The organism is Paraglaciecola sp. 20A4 (genome assembly GCF_011378905.1).
Classification (GTDB): Bacteria; Pseudomonadota; Gammaproteobacteria; order Enterobacterales; family Alteromonadaceae; genus Paraglaciecola.
Genome location: NZ_WTPY01000001.1, coordinates 42,743 through 60,326, shown reverse-complemented (window position 1 = coordinate 60,326; position 17,584 = coordinate 42,743). Strand labels below are relative to the sequence as shown.

Sequence of the window (17,584 nt, the reverse complement as noted above, 5' to 3'; positions counted from 1 at the left end):
ATTGGCTTACAGTCGCCAGCTTTTGGGAACCTGAACGTTCATCGATAACAGCATCTGCGCTGCCGCTTTGCCCTGGGAATCGATTCGAAGTGACGCCGTTCCGCCGCCACCCAGCGCTTCACTCATCAGAAAATTAAAACCATTTAAACCCGGCACGTTAAAGCGCTCTACGGTACCTTCAACTTGATGAGCAAAGTAGTCTTTGAGCGCAGCTGCCGTCACTTGATGGTAAAGAATGGGTAGGTACTTGGCTTCACGTGAAATAATGCCAATATTGACGTTATTACCTTTGTCACCGCTACGCGCATATACCAACTTAGATAAGGGAACATCGACCCATTCATCTTCCGCCAGTAGGGTGTTATCTATACTACGAGGGGGGTATAAAGACCCTATCGCAGGATCGGAATGCTCAGAGCTTAAATAACACTTTTCAGATATTGGACTTTGGTCCAGCTGCACCGTCACTGGCACCAACGCCTTATCAATTAATGCTGAATGCACCCGTATCAAAGGTTGCGGTTTAGGACGACCAGCACCAAAGCCACTCATTCCAGGTGCGGCTGAGGTAGCAAGAAAAGCAATTTCACTGGCAGCAAATTGTAAAGCAGCCTTGTTATCGTGGTGCAAGCCAAATTTAACCATCACTTCGCGCGTATTTTGGGTTTTAGCATGGGGACCATAGGTCGCTTCGGAACCAATAATTTCTAGATTAACATCACGATAAGCAGGTAAACCTTTTTGAGCAAAAACACCTTCAGTGCGGTTGATAAGTGCAGCGACATTTGTCTGGGCTTTTTCGACGCTGCGCTCTCCCCCCATAAAGAAGGAGCTCATTAACTTGTAACCATCCACATAAGTGGCACAAATCTTATATTGATTACCCGGTGCCCGGCCTTTAGCCCCTGAAACGCGTACACGGTCCTTAGCCACTTGTTTGAGCTCAATATTACTAAAGTCGCAAGCAACATCAGGCAGCAAGTAATTGGCGGGATCACCGATTTCATATAACACCTGTTCACCCACAGTGGCTACGCTCACCAAACCGCCGGTATTGGGTGCAATGCACACATCAAATTCACCGTTACTGCTTACTTCTGCCACCGGATAGCTCATATTGGAGAAATCTGGTACCAGATGCCAATCGGTAAAATTACCGCCGGTACATTGTGCCCCGCACTCCAATACATGTCCTGCCAGTGCTCCTTGGGCTAACTTGTCGTAATCATTTTCACGCCAAGAGAATTCATGTATCAATGGAGCAATCACCAGCGCGCTATCCACGATACGTCCTGTCACCACAACATCAGCGCCAGCGGCCAAGGCATCAACAATAGGCCGCGCGCCTAAGTACGCATTGATGCTAGCCAAATTTGGGGGCAAGGGAGCTCTGGTTTGCAACTCCGACAAATCATAATCACCTAGCTCATCACGCTTTGCAGATAAGTCATCACCGTAAACACCGGCAATATTGAGTTTAATACCGAGTTCGGTACAAAGTTGCTTAAGCGCTGCAATGCAGCTTGGAACATTCATGCCACCAGCATTGGCAATTACTTTAATGCCCTTTTTAGCGCAATCGGCCAATACATCTTTCATTGCGACTGTGACGAAATCAACGGCATAACCGTAGTTATCATTCTTGGTGCGCGCTTGGGACAATATCGCCATAGTTACTTCGGCTAAATAGTCAAAAACTAAGTAGTCGATGTCACCACCATCAACCAACTGTCGAGCCGATAGTTGACTGTCTCCGTAAAATGCCGAGGCTCCACCAATTCTTACTGTTTTGTCTGTCATAAAAACCTACATTACTCTTGGTTGTCTTTCACTTGATCTGCGCTTATAGCCACTAAAAGCTGCTTGGACTTGACCTGTTGGCCAACTGCCACACCGACAAAATTAACTCTCCCCTTAACCGCCGCCTTCATTTGATGCTCCATCTTCATGGCTTCCATTACGACGATGATTTGCCCGACTTCAACTTCGTCGTTGTCCTGTACCAACAGATTGACAATCACGCCATCCATCGGGGCCTTAACCTCTGTACTCCCTGCGGTATCACTCGCCACGGCCGGTTTATGAGTAACATTGTCAAATTTGTAGTGACCCGTACCATCGTCTAAATACAGCACATCTTGCTGTAGTGCATAATAAAAGGCTTCACGGACGCCATCTTCAATCACCACGCACTGATTGTTATGCTGAAACATTAGCGTTAACTGGGTTTGTCCTTGATTGGTCGTCACCAAGTAGAGGTTCCCTTGCTTTGCAAGGTTCACATCGTATATCTGGCTATTGAAATCCAGTTTAAAGTTATATGCCTGGCCCGCAGCACTGCCCCAGTTATGTCTATTTGCCAACTCGTGCTGATAATAAACGGTGGCTGCACGTGCTAGCGTGCGTAGATGTGGGGTATTTTGCTTAATGCTGCTGTCATCAAATAAATGTTGCTCGATAAAGGCAGTGGTAGCCTCACCGGCCTGAAATATCGGATGTTGAAGTACTTTTTCTAAAAAGTGTTTGTTGCTATTCACACCTAATAATTGGGTGTCTTGGATGGCACTAGTAAGACGACGCACAGCGGTTGAACGGTTATCACCATAAGCAATAATTTTCGCCAGCATAGGATCGTAATGGGCACTGATTACGTCAGCGAGGTTGATACCATGATCGATGCGAATGCCTTCGCGCTGCTCGGGCGTTTGCCAGAATAAAACGTCTCCCGTTTGCGGCATAAAGCCTTGACGGGGATCTTCAGCATAAAGGCGCACTTCTATTGCGTGTCCGGTTATAATAATTTGCTCTTGCGTCAGTGGAAGCGACTCACCTGCAGCTACCATCAGTTGCCATGCCACCAGATCTTGGCCCGTCACCATTTCGGTTACTGGATGTTCAACTTGCAAGCGGGTATTCATTTCTAGGAAATAGAAGTTTTTATCTTTATCCACTAAAAACTCAACTGTGCCTGCACCGATGTAATGACACGCCTTAGCAGCTTCAACGGCAGCTCGGCCCATTCGCTCCCGCAAAGCGTCATCCACAAAAGGAGACGGCGCTTCTTCAACCACTTTTTGATGTCGTCGTTGTATCGAACAATCTCGCTCACCCAAATAAACTGTATTGCCAAAAGTGTCCGCGAACACCTGAATTTCAATATGACGCGGCCCGACAACCGCACGCTCTAAGATTAATTCGCCACTGCCGAATGCACTTTGAGCCTCAGAGCGTGCTGTTTTTATTTGATCAGCTAATTCACTTTGCTGATTGACCAAGCGCATACCCCGTCCGCCGCCACCTGCCGATGCTTTAACCATCAGAGGAAAGCCAATCTGCAGAGCCTTTTCCATCAGCACGGCATCGCTTTGTTCTTCGCTTTGATAGCCATCAATACACGGAACGCCGGCCGTCAGCATGGCAACTTTTGATAGTCGTTTGCTACCCATAAGTTCAATAGCATCGGCGCCAGGGCCAATAAAGGTGATACCAGCGTCATCACATGCACGGGCAAACGACGCATTTTCTGATAAAAATCCATAGCCGGGATGAATTGCATCGGCACCTGTTTTCAATGCTGCGGCTATAATTTTTTCCGCCACTAAATAGGAATCTGACACACTAGCCGGACCAACACACACCGCCTGATCGGCTTTAAGCACATGGCGGGCCTGACTATCGGCATCACTGTAAATTGCCACGGTTCTATACCCTAAGCGCCTAGCTGTTTCGATTATCCTCACCGCTATTTCGCCTCGGTTGGCGACCAGTATTTTGTTCAGTGTTTTCATTATCGACCCGTTATATATTCACTTAGACGTTGCTAGTTAGTTGAAAGTGCAAGCTGACTGCGATTTATCAGTCATTCCATTTTGGCTTTCGTTTTTGCAAGAATGCTTGTGTTCCTTCCTGGCCTTCTTCGTTGGTTAGTGATTGAGTAAATGTATCTGCGGCTTCATCTAATAGAGTTTCAAGCTCAACTTGACCGACTTTCAACATCAATGCTTTGGTTGCGGCATTTGCTTGGGGGGCACAACGGCGGATATGTTTGATCACTCTATCGAGCTGGTCTTGCAGTTCCTTTGGTGAATGGCTAACAAAATGTACAATGCCCAATGCCTTGGCTTCTTCGCCATCAATTCGCTCACCTAACAAAGCCAAGCGACGTGCATGGGTTAGCCCTATACGTGCCACAACAAAAGGAGCAATTTGTGCAGGGATGATCCCCAGGCCCGTTTCGGGCATTGAAAAAAATGCATTTTCAGCCGTAATCGCCACATCAGAAACACAAGCCAAACCGAAGCCGCCGCCAAGCACAGCACCTTCAAGCACACTAACGACTACTTGTGGTGCATGATTCACTTGGGTGATCATGCGGCCGAAACTCCGATTGAATTCCCAAACAGTTCGCTGTCGCTGCTCTTCATTAGCCGCATCCTTGTGCATGTCAGAAATATCTCCACCAGCACAAAAATTTCCGTCACTGCCGCGAAGAATCACAGCCCGAATATCCCTGTCATCACAGATACTGGCAAAGATCTCGGTCACTTCATTAACCAAGGCTAAATTCATCGCATTTTTCTTATGTGGACGATTCAAGGTGATGGTTAACACCCCCTTATTTTGTGCAACTAAAATCTCTTGGTAGTCTTGCTGTTTAACGGTCAACATGTAGCATATCTCTTAAAATTGCATATACGGCGAAGCCAATTCGACACTCAGGCCTTTGCTCCGTAAAACCTTTATCATTAGAAACGCGCAATGCCGAAGGTATTACCATTAAGCTTGCGATTATCCCCTTCTTGGCAGATAGCTAATGCATACGCCAACACCTCTCGAGAATCGCGGGGGTCAATGATGCCGTCGTCCCACAAGCGGGCAGAATTGGCCAAAGCGCGCGAGCGAGCTTCAATAACATCTACGGTCTTTTGTTCTAGCGCATCGAGTTTGTCTTCATCAATTTCACCGCTTCTGGCCATCTTTGCTTTTGCCACGGTTCTTAATACGCTGCCCGCTTGCGCAGGCCCCATAACGGAGACTACCGAGCGAGGCCATGCAAACATAAAGCGCGGGTCGATACCGCGTCCCGCCATGGCATAGTTGCCTGCACCAAATGAGCCGCCTACAACAAGGCTAATTTTGGGTACGGTGGTATTGGTCACAGCTTGAATAAGTTTTGCGCCATGTTTGATGATACCTGCACGCTCAGATTCGGTTCCTACCAGAAAGCCGGTAGTGTTATGCAGAAATAAGATAGGCATACTAGTTTGTTGGCATAATTGAATAAATTGGGCGGCTTTAGCTGCCCCTTGTGCGGTAATAGGCCCATTGTTGCCAATCACTCCACAAGGCATACCGCATAGTTCTAGATGCCCGCAAACCGTGCCTAAGTCATAGTCCGATTTAAAATCGAGGAAGTTTGAACCATCGGCTATTCGTGCAATAATCTCGCGTACATCATAAGGCGTTTTAGCATCTTCGGGGACAATACCTAGCAATTCTTCAGCGTCATACAAAGGTGCAACGTTGGTATTATTAGCTGGTGTTGGGCGGTTGCTATTCCAACCTAAACTATGGGTAATTTCTCGCGCTATACGAATGCCATCAGCGTCATTTTCAGCTTGATAATCTGCCACTCCAGAAACCGAGCTATGCATTTCTGCTCCGCCAATTTCTTCATCTGTGGCAATCTCACCGGTGGCCGCTTTTAGCAAGGGTGGCCCAGCAAGATACACAGTAGATTGTTTACGGATCATCACCACATAATCTGATAATCCCGGTTGGTATGCCCCTCCGGCCGTGGCACTGCCGTGCACAACGGTAATTTGCGGTATCCCTGCAGCAGATAGCTTGGCCTGCAATGCGAAGCCTGCACCGGAAAAACCAAACCAGTCGCCCAATGAAGTCAAATCACCGCCACCACTTTGTGCTAAGGCTAAAACCGGCAATTTGTTTTGCAGTGCAATATTGTACATGCGTAAGCGTTTAGTGCTGCCTAGTTGGGTGATACTGCCACCTTTTGTTAGGTAGTCATCGACCATCACCATGCAACGAGTACCGGAAACATAACCCATACCGACGATTACCCCACAACCTGCGGCCGAACCGTCGGTGTCGCCCTCTTGCATGTATCCACATAAGGTCGATAGCTCCAGAAAAGGCGCGCCGGGATCAAGTAACAGATTGAGCCGTTCTCTAGGCGGAAGTAAACCCCGTTTGATATAGCGCGGAGCTTTTTCCTGAGCATTTTGAATAACGCGTTTTTCGATACCACGCACCTCTTCTACAGCGTCGAGCATCACACCGGCATTTTGCTTGTATTGTGCTGATCGTGTATCAAGCTGCGACTGAATGATTGCCATTTTTCTAACCCGTATTTGTTGTTAGTGAAAGATAGTAGTTGATCGCCCGCTGGTTCACGTCATGTGCCTTTGGAAGTAAAAGCGGACATCTCTATTGCCCCTTGATATTCGTTTTTAAGCTGTTTCACCAATTCGGCCATAGGTAAAACGTGTTTAATTCCAGACACGCCATGCCCTGCACTCCAAAAGTCTTTCCATGCATTGCTTTCACCTAGGTCGAGGTCGACGTGTGATTTGGCCTGAAAGCTTTCTAGGTCAACTCCAGCGCGCGCAATCGAGGGCTTTAGGAAGTTACATTTCACCCCAGTGAAGGTATCGGTATAGATAAGATCTTTAATTTCTGAACAGACCAACATTGATTTATAATCAGCTTCTACTTCGGCTTCTTCTGTAGCGATAAATCGCGTGCCCATGTAACTAAAATCAGCCCCTAAAATCTCAGCGGCTCGCACACCGTAACCATCGTTAATTGCGCCAGCTAGGGCTAGCGGACCATGCCAAAATTCACGTATTTCTCTGACCAAGGCGAAGGGGTTGATCTCACCGGCGTGTCCACCCGCACCAGCAGTAACGATGATGATGCCGTCAACACCCGCCTCGATGGCTTTTTTAGCGTGATCGGCTCGAATAACGTCATGAAATACGATCCCCCCCCATTGATGCACTTCTTCGACTACCTGAGCCGGATTGCCTTGGCTGGTGATAACAAAAGGCACTTGATGCTTTTTCACCACCTCACGGTCTTTGTCTAAGCGCGTATTCGATGGATGAACCACAAGATTAACCGCAAAAGGTGCAACAGGTTTATCAGGATGTGACTTAGCGTAAGCAGTCAATTCTGTCGATATTTCGTCTATCCAACTGTCGAGCAAGTCCTGTGTACGAGTATTAAATGTTGGGAACGAGCCCACAATACCGTTCTTACAAGCACTGATGACCAACTTTGGACTAGACACTAAGAACATCGGCGCGCAAATAACCGGCAAACTTAATTTATTGTGAAAAAATGCTGGAATAGCCATATCGATTTCCTTTTTACCTTAACCAAATACCCATCTAAAAGACTTGCTGGGTTAAATTACCCAGCTAAGATGCTCTTATCTGCGCTTAGGAAATATGTCCATGTTCTTCGCGATAATACCCAACATCATTTCGTCACTGCCCCCGGCAATCGACAAAATTCGCGTATCACGATAGGCTCTTGCAACCACGTTATCCCACATAAACCCCATACCGCCCCAATACTGCAGGCAGCCATCGGTGACTTCTCGCCACAGTCGTCCAGATTTAAGTTTCGCCATAGAGGCTAGATTGGTAGCGTCTTCGCCATTCACGTGTTGATGACAGGCTTTCCACGTTAGTGCGCGAAGACACTCAACTTCAGTTTGCAATTCAGCAAGCTTGAAATGTACAACTTGATTATTTAATACTGGCTGACCAAAGGTTTGACGTTCACGGCACCACTGAATGGTGTCTTGGATAATTCGCTCCATTCCTTTAATGGCAGCGGCAGCGGCATACATTCGCTCTTCTTGAAATTGCATCATCTGCATTGCAAAGCCGCTGTTCTCTTCGCCAATCCGATAGCGCTTCGGAACCCGCACATTATCAAAAAATATTTGTGCGGTATCACTGGCGCGCATACCCATCTTGTTTAGTGGTTTTGATATCTCAATGCCCGCTGTATCCAGTGGAACAATAATAAGAGATTTATTGGCATGCACATTCCCATCAGAAGTATTGGCTAATAAACAAATCCAATCGCCTTGGGTTGCATTGGTGATCCACATTTTGGTGCCATTTATGACGTAATCATCACCGTCGCTTTTCGCGGTGGTTTTTAAACCCGCTACATCAGAACCCGCTCCAGGTTCGCTGACGCCTATGCACGCGACCATGTCTCCAGCAATGGCTGGTTGAAGAAAATCGCGCTTTAGTTCATCGCTACCAAATCGTGCTAATGCGGGGGTGGCCATATCCGTTTGCACGCCAATTGCCATGGGAAGTGAGCCACCATAGGCACGCCCAAGTTCTTCGGCAAACACTAAGTTATAACTGTAATCTAAACCTGAGCCACCAAAGGCTTCTGGCTTGTGAATGCCTAATAAACCTAAGTCGCCCATCTTCTTGAATAGAGAATGTAATGGCGCTTTACCAGCGTTTTCCCACTCTTCTACAAACGGGTCCATTTCCCGATCTACAAAATCTCGAACCGTCTTTCTTAGCGCTTCATGCTCTTGGGTATGTTGCATTGTCATTTCCAGTATCAGATTATCTTCAACCATCTTATAAGTGTAAAAAATATGTTAACAGCGTTACTCAGGACATTTAACTGGCCATTCAGGCCATTTATGTAAATAATACCGTTTTACTTAATAGGACAATTCGTAATGTTGAAGCACGTCACCCTATACGCATGTGAAAATACACTTGGCCTTAGTCTTGGCCTGACGCATGACGTATTAGCGTTTGCCTCTACGTTACAACAACGTTTATTCGGCGAGCCCATTAATATGTCGCTAGTGACGTTAGATGGTAAGCCTACCGCTACATTTAGTGGCTTGGCAGTAACACCAGACTGTTCTCTAAATGATATTCAAGAAACTGACTTAATTATTCTGCATGGTGTTTGGGGAGATATGGATGACTTACTTATTCAGCAACGGGCTTTGTATCCTCGCCTCAGAGAATGGCATAAACAGGGTAAGCCAATTATGGCCGCTGCAACGGGGGCTTACTTTTTGGCGGAGGCAGGGCTATTAGATGACCGCATAAGCACCACCCACTGGCATAAACAAGCTCACTTTGCGCGCTCATATCCAAAAGTTGATGTTCGTCCCGACCGCTACATTACGGCGACAGGAGAAATATACTGCTCAGCAGGCATGAACGCAGCATTGGAGATAATGGTCTATTTGCTCTCTCGACTATCTTGTCCGGAGGTCGGAAAGTCAGTAGAGCATGCCTTTCTCGTCGACTTCCGGCGTGGATATTCAGGGGAGTTTACATCCATAGGTCATCAAACCTACCATCAAGACGATGAAATCTTATCGGTACAGCAGTGGTTGGAAATTCACTTTATGACGCCAGTGACGATTGAGGAACTAGCGAGTAAAGCCAATATGAGCTCCCGGACTTTTAAGCGACGCTTTAAAGATGCCACTGGCGAAACGCCCCTCGCTTATATTCAGCAATTGAGAATTGAGCAAGGCAAAGAATACCTCAAGCATAGCGACAAGAATATTGAAGAAATTGCTTGGGCTGTGGGATACCAAGATCCGGGGCACTTTACGCGGTTATTCAAGCGAACATATGGCATGAACGCTTCTGCGTGGCGCCAAAATTATCGCACCCATTAAGAATAACAGCGTATTTTTCGAATGACGCGTGGGTGTGATAGAAGCAAACAAAAGAAAATATAACTATTTTTATACAGAAAAACGACCATAACATTGGCGCTGATTACATCATGCCAATAGCCTACAAAACGCCATTATATTCGTGACATAAGACAGATGCCTTGGCATTTATAACCAACCATTTTGATGGGCGATGCGCGCCGCTTCAATTCGATTTTTAGCATTTAACTTACTGCTTGCAGAAGATAAATAGTTTCGAACTGTCCCCGCTGATAGGAACAATTTGCTGGCAATTTCGTCGGTAGACAATCCTTCTTTGGCTAGGCGTAGGGCGTGCCGCTCTTTGTCTGACAGAGGATCTTTTTCCATCCATGACTCAACCATCAGCTCTGGTGCAATGGCGCTACCCCCTTGCTGCACTTTGTAAATTGCCTTTATGAGTTCATCTGACGGAGAATCTTTCAATAAATAGCCCTTCACCCCTGAGTCCATTGCCCGGCGCAAATACCCACTTCTGGCGAACGTCGTTAAAATAATGACTTTGCATTGGGCTTTTGATTCATAAAGATGCTGGGCGAGCTCTAACCCTGTCATGTCTGGCATTTCAATATCGCTAAGCACAATATCCACTTTTTGGCCGCTGGGGGATTGCATATAATCAAAGGCCAGTTTGCCTGTTGCGCAGCTATGCACTACCTGTAAGTTATCTTCCAAATCCAAAATAGTCGCTAGGGCGTTACGCAACATAGTTTGGTCTTCTGCCAGTAAGATATTAATTTGTTGCATAAAGGGGTCCCTTGTCGTTTATAGGTAGCACTATTTCAGTTAACGTGCCCTTGAAGCCACCCCCACTTTTTATCTGCACCGAACCGCCAAGCTGACGCATACGTTCTTCAATGCCTTGAATGCCAAATCCGCTGCGAGATATTTGTTCAAAACCTTGGCCATCGTCATGTACCGTCAATACTATCTGTTCGTTGAGCTTCTTTACAGTCACCGATACGTTGCTCGCCTTGGCATGGCGAAGTATATTGGTCACGAGCTCGCGTAATACGATGGCTAATTCTTTATTGGCAGATGAGACTAAATCGATGTGCTGCTCATCTAGATTGTCAAAATGGTAGGTAAAATCAATATCGACACCCGCAAATACGTTTTTCGCATTAGCCAATTCACTGAGTAAATCACTGGTGCGGTAACCCGATACCACCTCACGAACTTGGCTAAGGGCATCTCGTGCAATATCTTCCAGTTGCTTGATTTCAACCCGGGCTTTAGCAACATCTTTATCTAACAACCGACCGGCTAAATCCGCTTTTATGGTGATAACCGAAAACGTGTGGCCGATTAAGTCATGCAGGTCTCGAGCGATACGCTCACGCTCTGCTACCTTAGCAAGGCGCTGGGTTTCTTTGCGAGATAATATCAATGCTTGCTTGTTTTGTTGCAGCGCATATTGGTAGGTATTCATCAGCCCGATGATGGCGGTAAAGGTTAAGCCTGGAATATAAAAATACACACTTAATTTGAGTACAAAGCTTATCGCTACCATCCAAAGCAGTATGCTAAATATAGTGGTGACAGCAAATTTAACTGATTTTAATCGACTGCACATAGCCCCGGCATAGATGAAAAATGTGTTGGCGGTTGGGCTGAGCAAAGCCGCTAGGCTGCCGATTACTAGAATAGCGATAATATGGTGAATAAGCTGGTGATTGGGTGCCCAATAGCAACGAAAGTACACCAATAAGAATGCCAATGTAGCCAGTGCAGACCATAATAGCTCTATGGGCTGTTGATAAGTCACGGCAACTGGCACAAAAAAGAACGGCAAGTAAATCAGCAGTAAGTAAGGCGTCATTGGTTCGCTTAAGTTTCTGGGCAATAACCAATTATCTAATTTTCGCAGTACTTTATTCACCCGTGCTATTTCCTTGTATGTATGTTCGCTCAATCCGTTTATCTTTATTCTATTTATGTTGTTTTTTTCTTGATCGCTAACATAGCCGATGCGAAAAACAATATTGAGAATATCACGAGTATAAGCAGATGTTGTACGACAGAACCCCCAGCGTCTTGTCCCACCACTTTTAGCGCTAACTGTGACAAATGGTAGGGGGGTAAAAACTGGGCAAAGGACTGTAAGTAACTCGGCAAGAGGCTCAGTGGTACCCACAAACCTGAAAGGAACGACAAAGGCAAATATATGACATTCACTACCGCAGGGGCGCTTTCAGCTTTTAGCAACAAGCCAAGCGTTAGGCCCAGCAGGCAAAAAGGCAACCCACCTATGATCAAAATACCCGACAATAGCCATACTTGCCCCAGCGATAAGCTCACGTCAGCCAAGCCAAATGCAACCAGACCTAACGTCACCAGCACAATGATAGAGAATCCCATAGACACAAAAAGACGACTCACAACTTGCGCCGATGCAGGCATGGGTGATGCGTCTTTTATATCTAACCAACCTTGACCGCGCTCGACGGCTAACCCTGCTCCAAATGAAAATAGCGCAGGACCAATTACGCCAAATGTGCCATAGGTGCACAACAAAAAAGTGGCTGCTTGCGGGTTATGTTGATTCATTAACACCCCAAAAAACAAATAAAATATGGCAGGAAATAACGTCGCGGGCAAAGCAAACGCCGGGTTACGGATACTCTTTAGCCACTCAAATTTGGTTTCAAGATAGAACAACTTAGCTATTTGCTTCGCCGTCATTCGATGTGCAGCGCTGTGGTTGGATAGATGCGCGTTGGATGAAACGACAATCGTGTTTGAATTATTCATTATTGTTCCCCTTGATTATTAACGTTTTCATTAAGTTGTATAAAAGCGTCTTCTAAGCCAACACTTGAAACGGTTAGATCTTGTATATCAGCGTAAAGCGTTAATAACGCAGCTAAGGTTTGATTCGCATTACGGCTAAACAACTCGATAAACTTGCCACTGATGCGCACTTGCTCTACGCCAGCAATGTTTTGATAGCGTTTGGCTATATCGGTATTGAAGTCATCAACAGTGTTACCAGCACTGAAACGAATGGTCGTGTGGGAAGCACTGGCCTTTATCTGACAGGTTGTACCCCGCTGGATAATGTCACCTTGGTTAAGCAAAACAATCTCATCGGCTAAACTGTCGGCTTCTTCTAAATAATGGGTCGTCAACACAATGCCGGTTCCAGCGGCTTTAAGGTCTAAAATAGCTTGCCATAAGCCTTTTCTGGCCTGGACGTCCATACCGACGCTTGGCTCATCTAAAAACAGCAACTTAGGGTTGCCGCATATACTCAACGCAAACAGTAATCTTTGCTTTTCGCCTCCAGATAACTTCGTAGAGTAGCGATTTTCCATGCCCTGTAATCCTGCGTACTCAATAACGTTTTCATAAGCCATGGGTTGCGGGTAATAACTTCGAAAAAGCGCGATATGCTCTTTAATTTTTAACGTTTCAGGTAACGATGCTATTTGTAGTAAAGCGCCCGCTTGACGTCTTGCTGGTAACGAACCCGCGGGATAGCCAAATACACTCACCGCGCCCGCATCGGCGTTTAGCCTACCAAGTAAGATATTGATTAACGTGGTTTTACCTGCGCCATTGGCGCCCAAGATAGCCAGTACCTGAGCTGAATGAATATCCAAATCGATATTATTAAGAGCAATTTTATTGTTAAAGCGCTTATGAACGCCGCGCAGACTCGTAATCACCTTAGATGACGCCTCGCTTGAGTAGCTGGATACTGCACTGGTGGAGTATTGCATGGTGATACCTTTCTTCGTTTTGTGAGCGTAGAAAGAGTATGAACAAGGAAAGGGGCTGACATCACAGACAACTGTCATCAATAGCAGATGACAATTGTCACATTATACAATTGACTATGAATGCTCAGGTGAAACGAAGGGAAACCCTACAGGCTGTCTAACATCGTTTGGGCATCGCTGACTTCGAACTTGCCTGGCGCTTCAATGTTCAACGCTTTTACCACGCCATTTTCAACCAGCATAGAGTAACGACCAGAGCGCACCCCGCCAAATGTCCCCGTATCTTTGGCTAACCCTATCGCTTGGCTAAATTCAGCGCCGCCATCGGCTAACATAGTAATATGCTCAGCATTTTGCGACTTGCCCCATGCTTCCATCACAAAAGCATCGTTAACCGATAAGCAAATAATGCTATCAACGCCTTTTGCGGCAAGTTTATCAGCCAACGTGATATAACCAGGTAAATGGGTGTTTGAACAGGTAGGGGTAAATGCGCCAGGTACGGCAAACAGCACGACTTTCTTATTCGCAAATAATGCTGCGGTAGTAGGGTTACTGCCTTCGCCATTTTCACGCAAGCTAAAGGTAACTTCTGGTAAGGTATCGCCGACTTTGATCATAGTATGTCCTTTTAAAAGTGAGTGGTTGATATTGTGTTATTTTGACTGCAGCAAGTCCCATTTGTTACCAAAACAGTCTTGAAATATTACGACTGTGGCGTAGGGCTCATCTCTGGGCTGCTCTAAAAAGGTCACACCTTTTTGCAGCATATTTTCGTAATCACGTTGAAAGTTGTCTGTTTGCAAAAAAAAAGCCACGCTGCCAGCGGTTTGATTTCCTACCCATGGCTGTTGATTTGCCTCAGCTTTCATCAACACCAGCGCAGCACCTGCCTGACCAAGTTTATGATTTGGAGCGACTCGTACCCAACGGGAATTTGGGCCATTTTTGATGTCATCGAGGAGGTTAAAATCCAAAGTTTGAGTATAAAACTCAACGCCTTTATCGTAATCATCCACCAGCAGAGTGACGTTACATACGCTTTGTTGCATGAAATTCCTTACTATTATTACGCACTATTTTGTCGTTTAAAAAAATACACTAGTTAATCAAATACACGTCAAACCGGTTTGCTTTGCCCTGCATTTCAATCTGCGGTTTTTGCCCAGCTAAAAATGGCGCCCCAGCGGGACGTTTAACCACAACACGTTTTTTAGCTAACGCTAATGCCGGTGCTAACAAGGCATCGGCATCTTCATCAGGTCCTAATAGTTGCTGAAATAAGCGCATTTCTTTTTTGACTGCAGCACTTTTTTTACGATGAGGGAACATAGGATCAAGATACACTACATCGGGGGCGCTATGTGTCCAATTCCCCATTAACTCAACCGCAATACCAGGATGCAAAACCATTCTATTCGGTAGCCACGACGCCAGCGAATCACTATGCTGGGCGCGCATCAGCCCGTCGGCTAACAGAGCCGACACGACCGATGAGCGCTCTATCATATCAACACAGCATCCTAAACTTGCTAGCACAAATGCGTCACGGCCTAAGCCAGCTGTAGCATCGAGCACGCTTAACTCGGTCTGCCCTTTTAACCCGACGGCCTTGGCTATGGCTTCTTTTTTACCGCCGCCGTGTAAGCGTCTAAACGTTAGTGCATCAGAGGCAAAATCAACTAGCACTTCACCTACTTTGGGTTCATTGAGTTGCTTAAGTGCTAAGTGCGCCTCGCTTTGCATTAACACTAACCCCTGGCTGACATTTTCGGCAAATGCTAAATGCCACTGCTGCGCTGTATTCTTGGCTCTATCGATAAGCCCCTGACTTGCGCCTTTAGGCACTGTAATCACAGGAATAGATTTCACGGGATGATGATCAAGCATGGCCGTATTGCTCTTTGTGACCAAGCCACCGGTTAATAATCGCTTGGGCGTTAGCCGGGTATTGTTCCCATAATTGCACCGACAGGGTTTGTACTTGAGGAATCAGTTCAGCGTCGCGAACCAAATCAGCAATACGTAAATCGGCTAAACCAGTTTGTTTTGTGCCGAGTAATTCACCTGGTCCGCGTATTTCTAAATCTTGTTGAGCGATATAAAAGCCATCGTGTGATTCACGCAACACAGCTAATCGCTTGCTGGCGGTTTTCGATAGCGGGCTTTGATACATTAACACGCAGTGGCTTTCCACTGAGCCTCGCCCTACTCGGCCGCGCAATTGATGCAACTGAGCTAGACCTAGACGCTCTGGGTTCTCGATAATCATCAAGCTGGCATTGGGCACATCCACACCCACTTCAATGACTGTGGTGGCGACTAATAAATCTATTTCCCCATCTTTAAATTGCTGCATTAGCCGCTGCTTTTCATCGGCTTTCAAACGGCCATGCACCAAACCAACTTTTAACTCGGGCAAAGCCGACGCTAGCGCAATCGCGGTTTCTTCAGCCGCTTGTGACTGCAACACTTCCGATTCTTCAATCAGCGTACATACCCAATAGGTTTGTCGCCCATCTGCAACGGTTGCCAAACGGACCCGCTCAACTACATCAATTCGCCGTGTGTCAGGCAATACCACGGTGGTGATAGGTTTTCGCCCTGGAGGCAACTCGTCAATAACCGAAGTATCAAGGTCTGCATAAGCTGTCATGGCGAGAGTCCGAGGAATAGGAGTGGCCGTCATGATTAATTGGTGGGGAAAGACTCCCTGTTGCACACCTTTTTCGCGTAATGCTAGTCGCTGATGTACCCCGAATCTATGCTGTTCGTCCACGATTACCAAAGCCAGAGATTGGTATTGCACCGCTTCTTGGAACACCGCATGGGTACCCACCAATAACTGTAATTGGCCACTGGCCAAATTCTCAAGTGTTTCAGTACGCGCTTTTCCTTTTAACTTGCCGGCTAACCAGCCGACTTCGATTCCAAGGGGAGCAAACCAGCCTTGAAAATTATTCATATGCTGTTCGGCTAACAACTCCGTAGGCGCCATCATAACCACTTGGTAACCTGCACTGATAGCCGACAAAGCGGCCATAGCGGCGACTAGAGTCTTACCGGAGCCCACGTCTCCTTGCACCAGACGCATCATAGGTGTTGGGCGTTGCATGTCCTGCTGAATATCGTGTATAACGCGCTTTTGTGCGCCGGTTAACTCAAACGGCAGACTGTCCAGCAGTTGCTTTAATAAAGGCTTGCTAGGTGTAATGGCAAAACCTTTTTGCTGCTGACTTTGATGGCGTACTTTTAACACGCTTAGATGATGAGCGAGTAATTCTTCTAAGGCCAAGCGCTGCTGCGCAGGGTGTTTGCCCTCTTCTAGTAAGGTCAGCGTCACATCGGACGGCGGCCTGTGCACTAGGTGCAACGCCTCCACTAAGCCCACTTGATGTTGATACATACCATCGGGTAGCAATTCGGCTAAACCGCCTTTATCAAGCAATGCGAGGGCTTGCTCCGTTAAATTACGCAACGTAATCTGCTTTATCCCCTCCGTGGAGGGATAAACTGGTGTAAGTGACTCGGCTAAATTCGTCGGCGATTCAGCACTGATGGTTTTATATTCAGGATGCATGATTTCAAGACCAAACTTGCCTGGACGCACCTCGCCAAAACAGCGAATACGCGTGCCTTCTTCAAGGCTGTTCTTTTGAGCCGCGGAGAAATGAAAAAAACGCAGTGTGATCGTCCCCGTGCCGTCACTGATACGTACCATCAGCATGCGCTTACGGCCAAATTGCACATCACAGGACGTTACCTCTCCTTCTACGCTGGTGTGTAAATGAGGCATTAATTCAGCGATGGGATAAATTCGAGTGCGATCTTCATAACGATGGGGTAAGTGAAATAACAGGTCTTGCACAGTATGCAAGCCGAGCTTTTCCAGCTTTTCGGCGACCTTACTACCCACCCCCTTCAGCTGAGTAACAGAAGTTTGGGCTAGTCCGCGCATCGAATGTCCGCGCATCGAGCACCTATAGGACTAACACCAACATAAAGCCTCAATGTAGGATAAGCGATCGTATGCTCATTAGAATAATGCTGTGAAAAAGAAATAGCCGCCTACCTTCTGTCTGAATAACGCCGCGCGGGTGCA

At 46.6% G+C, this 17,584-nt stretch carries 15 protein-coding genes; 1 reads left to right on the top strand and 14 read right to left on the bottom strand.

Going from position 1 to position 17,584, the window contains the following annotated elements; genetic code table 11:
• Window positions 1–6: 6 nt before the first annotated feature.
• The 6 genes from GQS54_RS00245 to GQS54_RS00220 form a co-directional block, all read right to left on the bottom strand.
• Window positions 7–1,800: an acyclic terpene utilization AtuA family protein gene (locus GQS54_RS00245; protein WP_166422017.1), complete on the bottom strand. Its 1,794-nt coding sequence runs from the start codon at window positions 1,798–1,800 to the stop codon at window positions 7–9.
• Window positions 1,801–1,811: 11 nt separating this feature from the next.
• A complete protein-coding gene (locus GQS54_RS00240; RefSeq protein ID WP_166422016.1) occupies window positions 1,812–3,788 on the bottom strand; it encodes a biotin carboxylase N-terminal domain-containing protein in 1,977 nt (658 codons plus the stop codon).
• A 67-nt stretch (window positions 3,789–3,855) separates the two neighbouring features.
• Window positions 3,856–4,668 carry an enoyl-CoA hydratase/isomerase family protein gene (locus GQS54_RS00235; RefSeq protein WP_166422015.1) on the bottom strand — a complete coding sequence of 271 codons (813 nt, stop codon included), beginning with the start codon at window positions 4,666–4,668 and terminating at the stop codon, window positions 3,856–3,858.
• Window positions 4,669–4,745: 77 nt separating this feature from the next.
• Window positions 4,746–6,359: an acyl-CoA carboxylase subunit beta gene (locus GQS54_RS00230; RefSeq protein ID WP_166422014.1), complete on the bottom strand. Its 1,614-nt coding sequence runs from the start codon at window positions 6,357–6,359 to the stop codon at window positions 4,746–4,748.
• Between the two features lie 59 nt (window positions 6,360–6,418).
• A complete protein-coding gene (locus GQS54_RS00225; protein WP_166422013.1) occupies window positions 6,419–7,381 on the bottom strand; it encodes a nitronate monooxygenase in 963 nt (320 codons plus the stop codon).
• Window positions 7,382–7,456: 75 nt separating this feature from the next.
• Entirely contained in the window at window positions 7,457–8,611 is a 1,155-nt protein-coding gene (locus GQS54_RS00220; RefSeq protein WP_166422012.1) for an acyl-CoA dehydrogenase family protein, read from the bottom strand.
• Window positions 8,612–8,749: 138 nt separating this feature from the next.
• Here GQS54_RS00220 and GQS54_RS00215 point away from each other — a divergent pair, with 138 nt between their 5' ends.
• Window positions 8,750–9,718: a helix-turn-helix domain-containing protein gene (locus tag GQS54_RS00215; RefSeq protein ID WP_166422011.1), complete on the top strand. Its 969-nt coding sequence runs from the start codon at window positions 8,750–8,752 to the stop codon at window positions 9,716–9,718.
• A 168-nt stretch (window positions 9,719–9,886) separates the two neighbouring features.
• Here GQS54_RS00215 and GQS54_RS00210 read toward each other — a convergent pair whose 3' ends face one another.
• The 8 genes from GQS54_RS00210 to recG form a co-directional block, all read right to left on the bottom strand.
• Window positions 9,887–10,504 (bottom strand): response regulator transcription factor, encoded by a 618-nt coding sequence (locus GQS54_RS00210; RefSeq protein WP_166422010.1) that lies wholly within the window; start codon window positions 10,502–10,504, stop codon window positions 9,887–9,889.
• Window positions 10,491–11,672, bottom strand: a complete 1,182-nt coding sequence (locus tag GQS54_RS00205; protein ID WP_240919781.1) for a sensor histidine kinase — start codon at window positions 11,670–11,672, stop codon at window positions 10,491–10,493. Before GQS54_RS00205 ends, GQS54_RS00210 begins: the two co-directional genes overlap by 14 nt.
• A gap of 20 nt (window positions 11,673–11,692) precedes the next feature.
• The gene (locus GQS54_RS00200; protein WP_166422009.1) at window positions 11,693–12,511 is read right to left on the bottom strand and encodes an ABC transporter permease; all 819 of its coding nucleotides are present in this window, start codon (window positions 12,509–12,511) and stop codon (window positions 11,693–11,695) included.
• On the bottom strand, window positions 12,511–13,482 hold the full coding sequence (locus tag GQS54_RS00195) for an ABC transporter ATP-binding protein (RefSeq protein WP_166422008.1): 972 nt from the start codon (window positions 13,480–13,482) through the stop codon (window positions 12,511–12,513). Before GQS54_RS00195 ends, GQS54_RS00200 begins: the two co-directional genes overlap by 1 nt.
• Window positions 13,483–13,628: 146 nt before the next feature.
• Window positions 13,629–14,102: a peroxiredoxin gene (locus GQS54_RS00190; protein ID WP_166422007.1), complete on the bottom strand. Its 474-nt coding sequence runs from the start codon at window positions 14,100–14,102 to the stop codon at window positions 13,629–13,631.
• Between the two features lie 36 nt (window positions 14,103–14,138).
• Window positions 14,139–14,534, bottom strand: a complete 396-nt coding sequence (locus GQS54_RS00185) for a VOC family protein (RefSeq protein ID WP_166422006.1) — start codon at window positions 14,532–14,534, stop codon at window positions 14,139–14,141.
• A 49-nt stretch (window positions 14,535–14,583) separates the two neighbouring features.
• Window positions 14,584–15,372 (bottom strand): class I SAM-dependent methyltransferase, encoded by a 789-nt coding sequence (locus GQS54_RS00180; RefSeq protein WP_166422005.1) that lies wholly within the window; start codon window positions 15,370–15,372, stop codon window positions 14,584–14,586.
• Window positions 15,365–17,440 carry an ATP-dependent DNA helicase RecG gene (gene recG / locus GQS54_RS00175; RefSeq protein ID WP_166422404.1) on the bottom strand — a complete coding sequence of 692 codons (2,076 nt, stop codon included), beginning with the start codon at window positions 17,438–17,440 and terminating at the stop codon, window positions 15,365–15,367. The genes GQS54_RS00180 and recG overlap by 8 nt, the downstream gene beginning before the upstream one ends.
• Window positions 17,441–17,584: the final 144 nt, after the last annotated feature.

Coding starts and splice junctions, on each gene's coding strand:
- GQS54_RS00210 (WP_166422010.1), bottom strand. CDS start 10,504: ATGCAACAAATTAATATCTTACTGGCAGAAGACCAAACTATGTTGCGT.
- GQS54_RS00190 (WP_166422007.1), bottom strand. CDS start 14,102: ATGATCAAAGTCGGCGATACCTTACCAGAAGTTACCTTTAGCTTGCGT.
- GQS54_RS00180 (WP_166422005.1), bottom strand. CDS start 15,372: ATGCTTGATCATCATCCCGTGAAATCTATTCCTGTGATTACAGTGCCT.
- GQS54_RS00215 (WP_166422011.1), top strand. CDS start 8,750: ATGTTGAAGCACGTCACCCTATACGCATGTGAAAATACACTTGGCCTT.
- GQS54_RS00200 (WP_166422009.1), bottom strand. CDS start 12,511: ATGAATAATTCAAACACGATTGTCGTTTCATCCAACGCGCATCTATCC.
- GQS54_RS00220 (WP_166422012.1), bottom strand. CDS start 8,611: ATGCAACATACCCAAGAGCATGAAGCGCTAAGAAAGACGGTTCGAGAT.
- GQS54_RS00240 (WP_166422016.1), bottom strand. CDS start 3,788: ATGAAAACACTGAACAAAATACTGGTCGCCAACCGAGGCGAAATAGCG.
- GQS54_RS00195 (WP_166422008.1), bottom strand. CDS start 13,482: ATGCAATACTCCACCAGTGCAGTATCCAGCTACTCAAGCGAGGCGTCA.
- GQS54_RS00245 (WP_166422017.1), bottom strand. CDS start 1,800: ATGACAGACAAAACAGTAAGAATTGGTGGAGCCTCGGCATTTTACGGA.
- GQS54_RS00185 (WP_166422006.1), bottom strand. CDS start 14,534: ATGCAACAAAGCGTATGTAACGTCACTCTGCTGGTGGATGATTACGAT.
- GQS54_RS00225 (WP_166422013.1), bottom strand. CDS start 7,381: ATGGCTATTCCAGCATTTTTTCACAATAAATTAAGTTTGCCGGTTATT.
- GQS54_RS00230 (WP_166422014.1), bottom strand. CDS start 6,359: ATGGCAATCATTCAGTCGCAGCTTGATACACGATCAGCACAATACAAG.
- recG (WP_166422404.1), bottom strand. CDS start 17,440: ATGCGCGGACTAGCCCAAACTTCTGTTACTCAGCTGAAGGGGGTGGGT.
- GQS54_RS00235 (WP_166422015.1), bottom strand. CDS start 4,668: ATGTTGACCGTTAAACAGCAAGACTACCAAGAGATTTTAGTTGCACAA.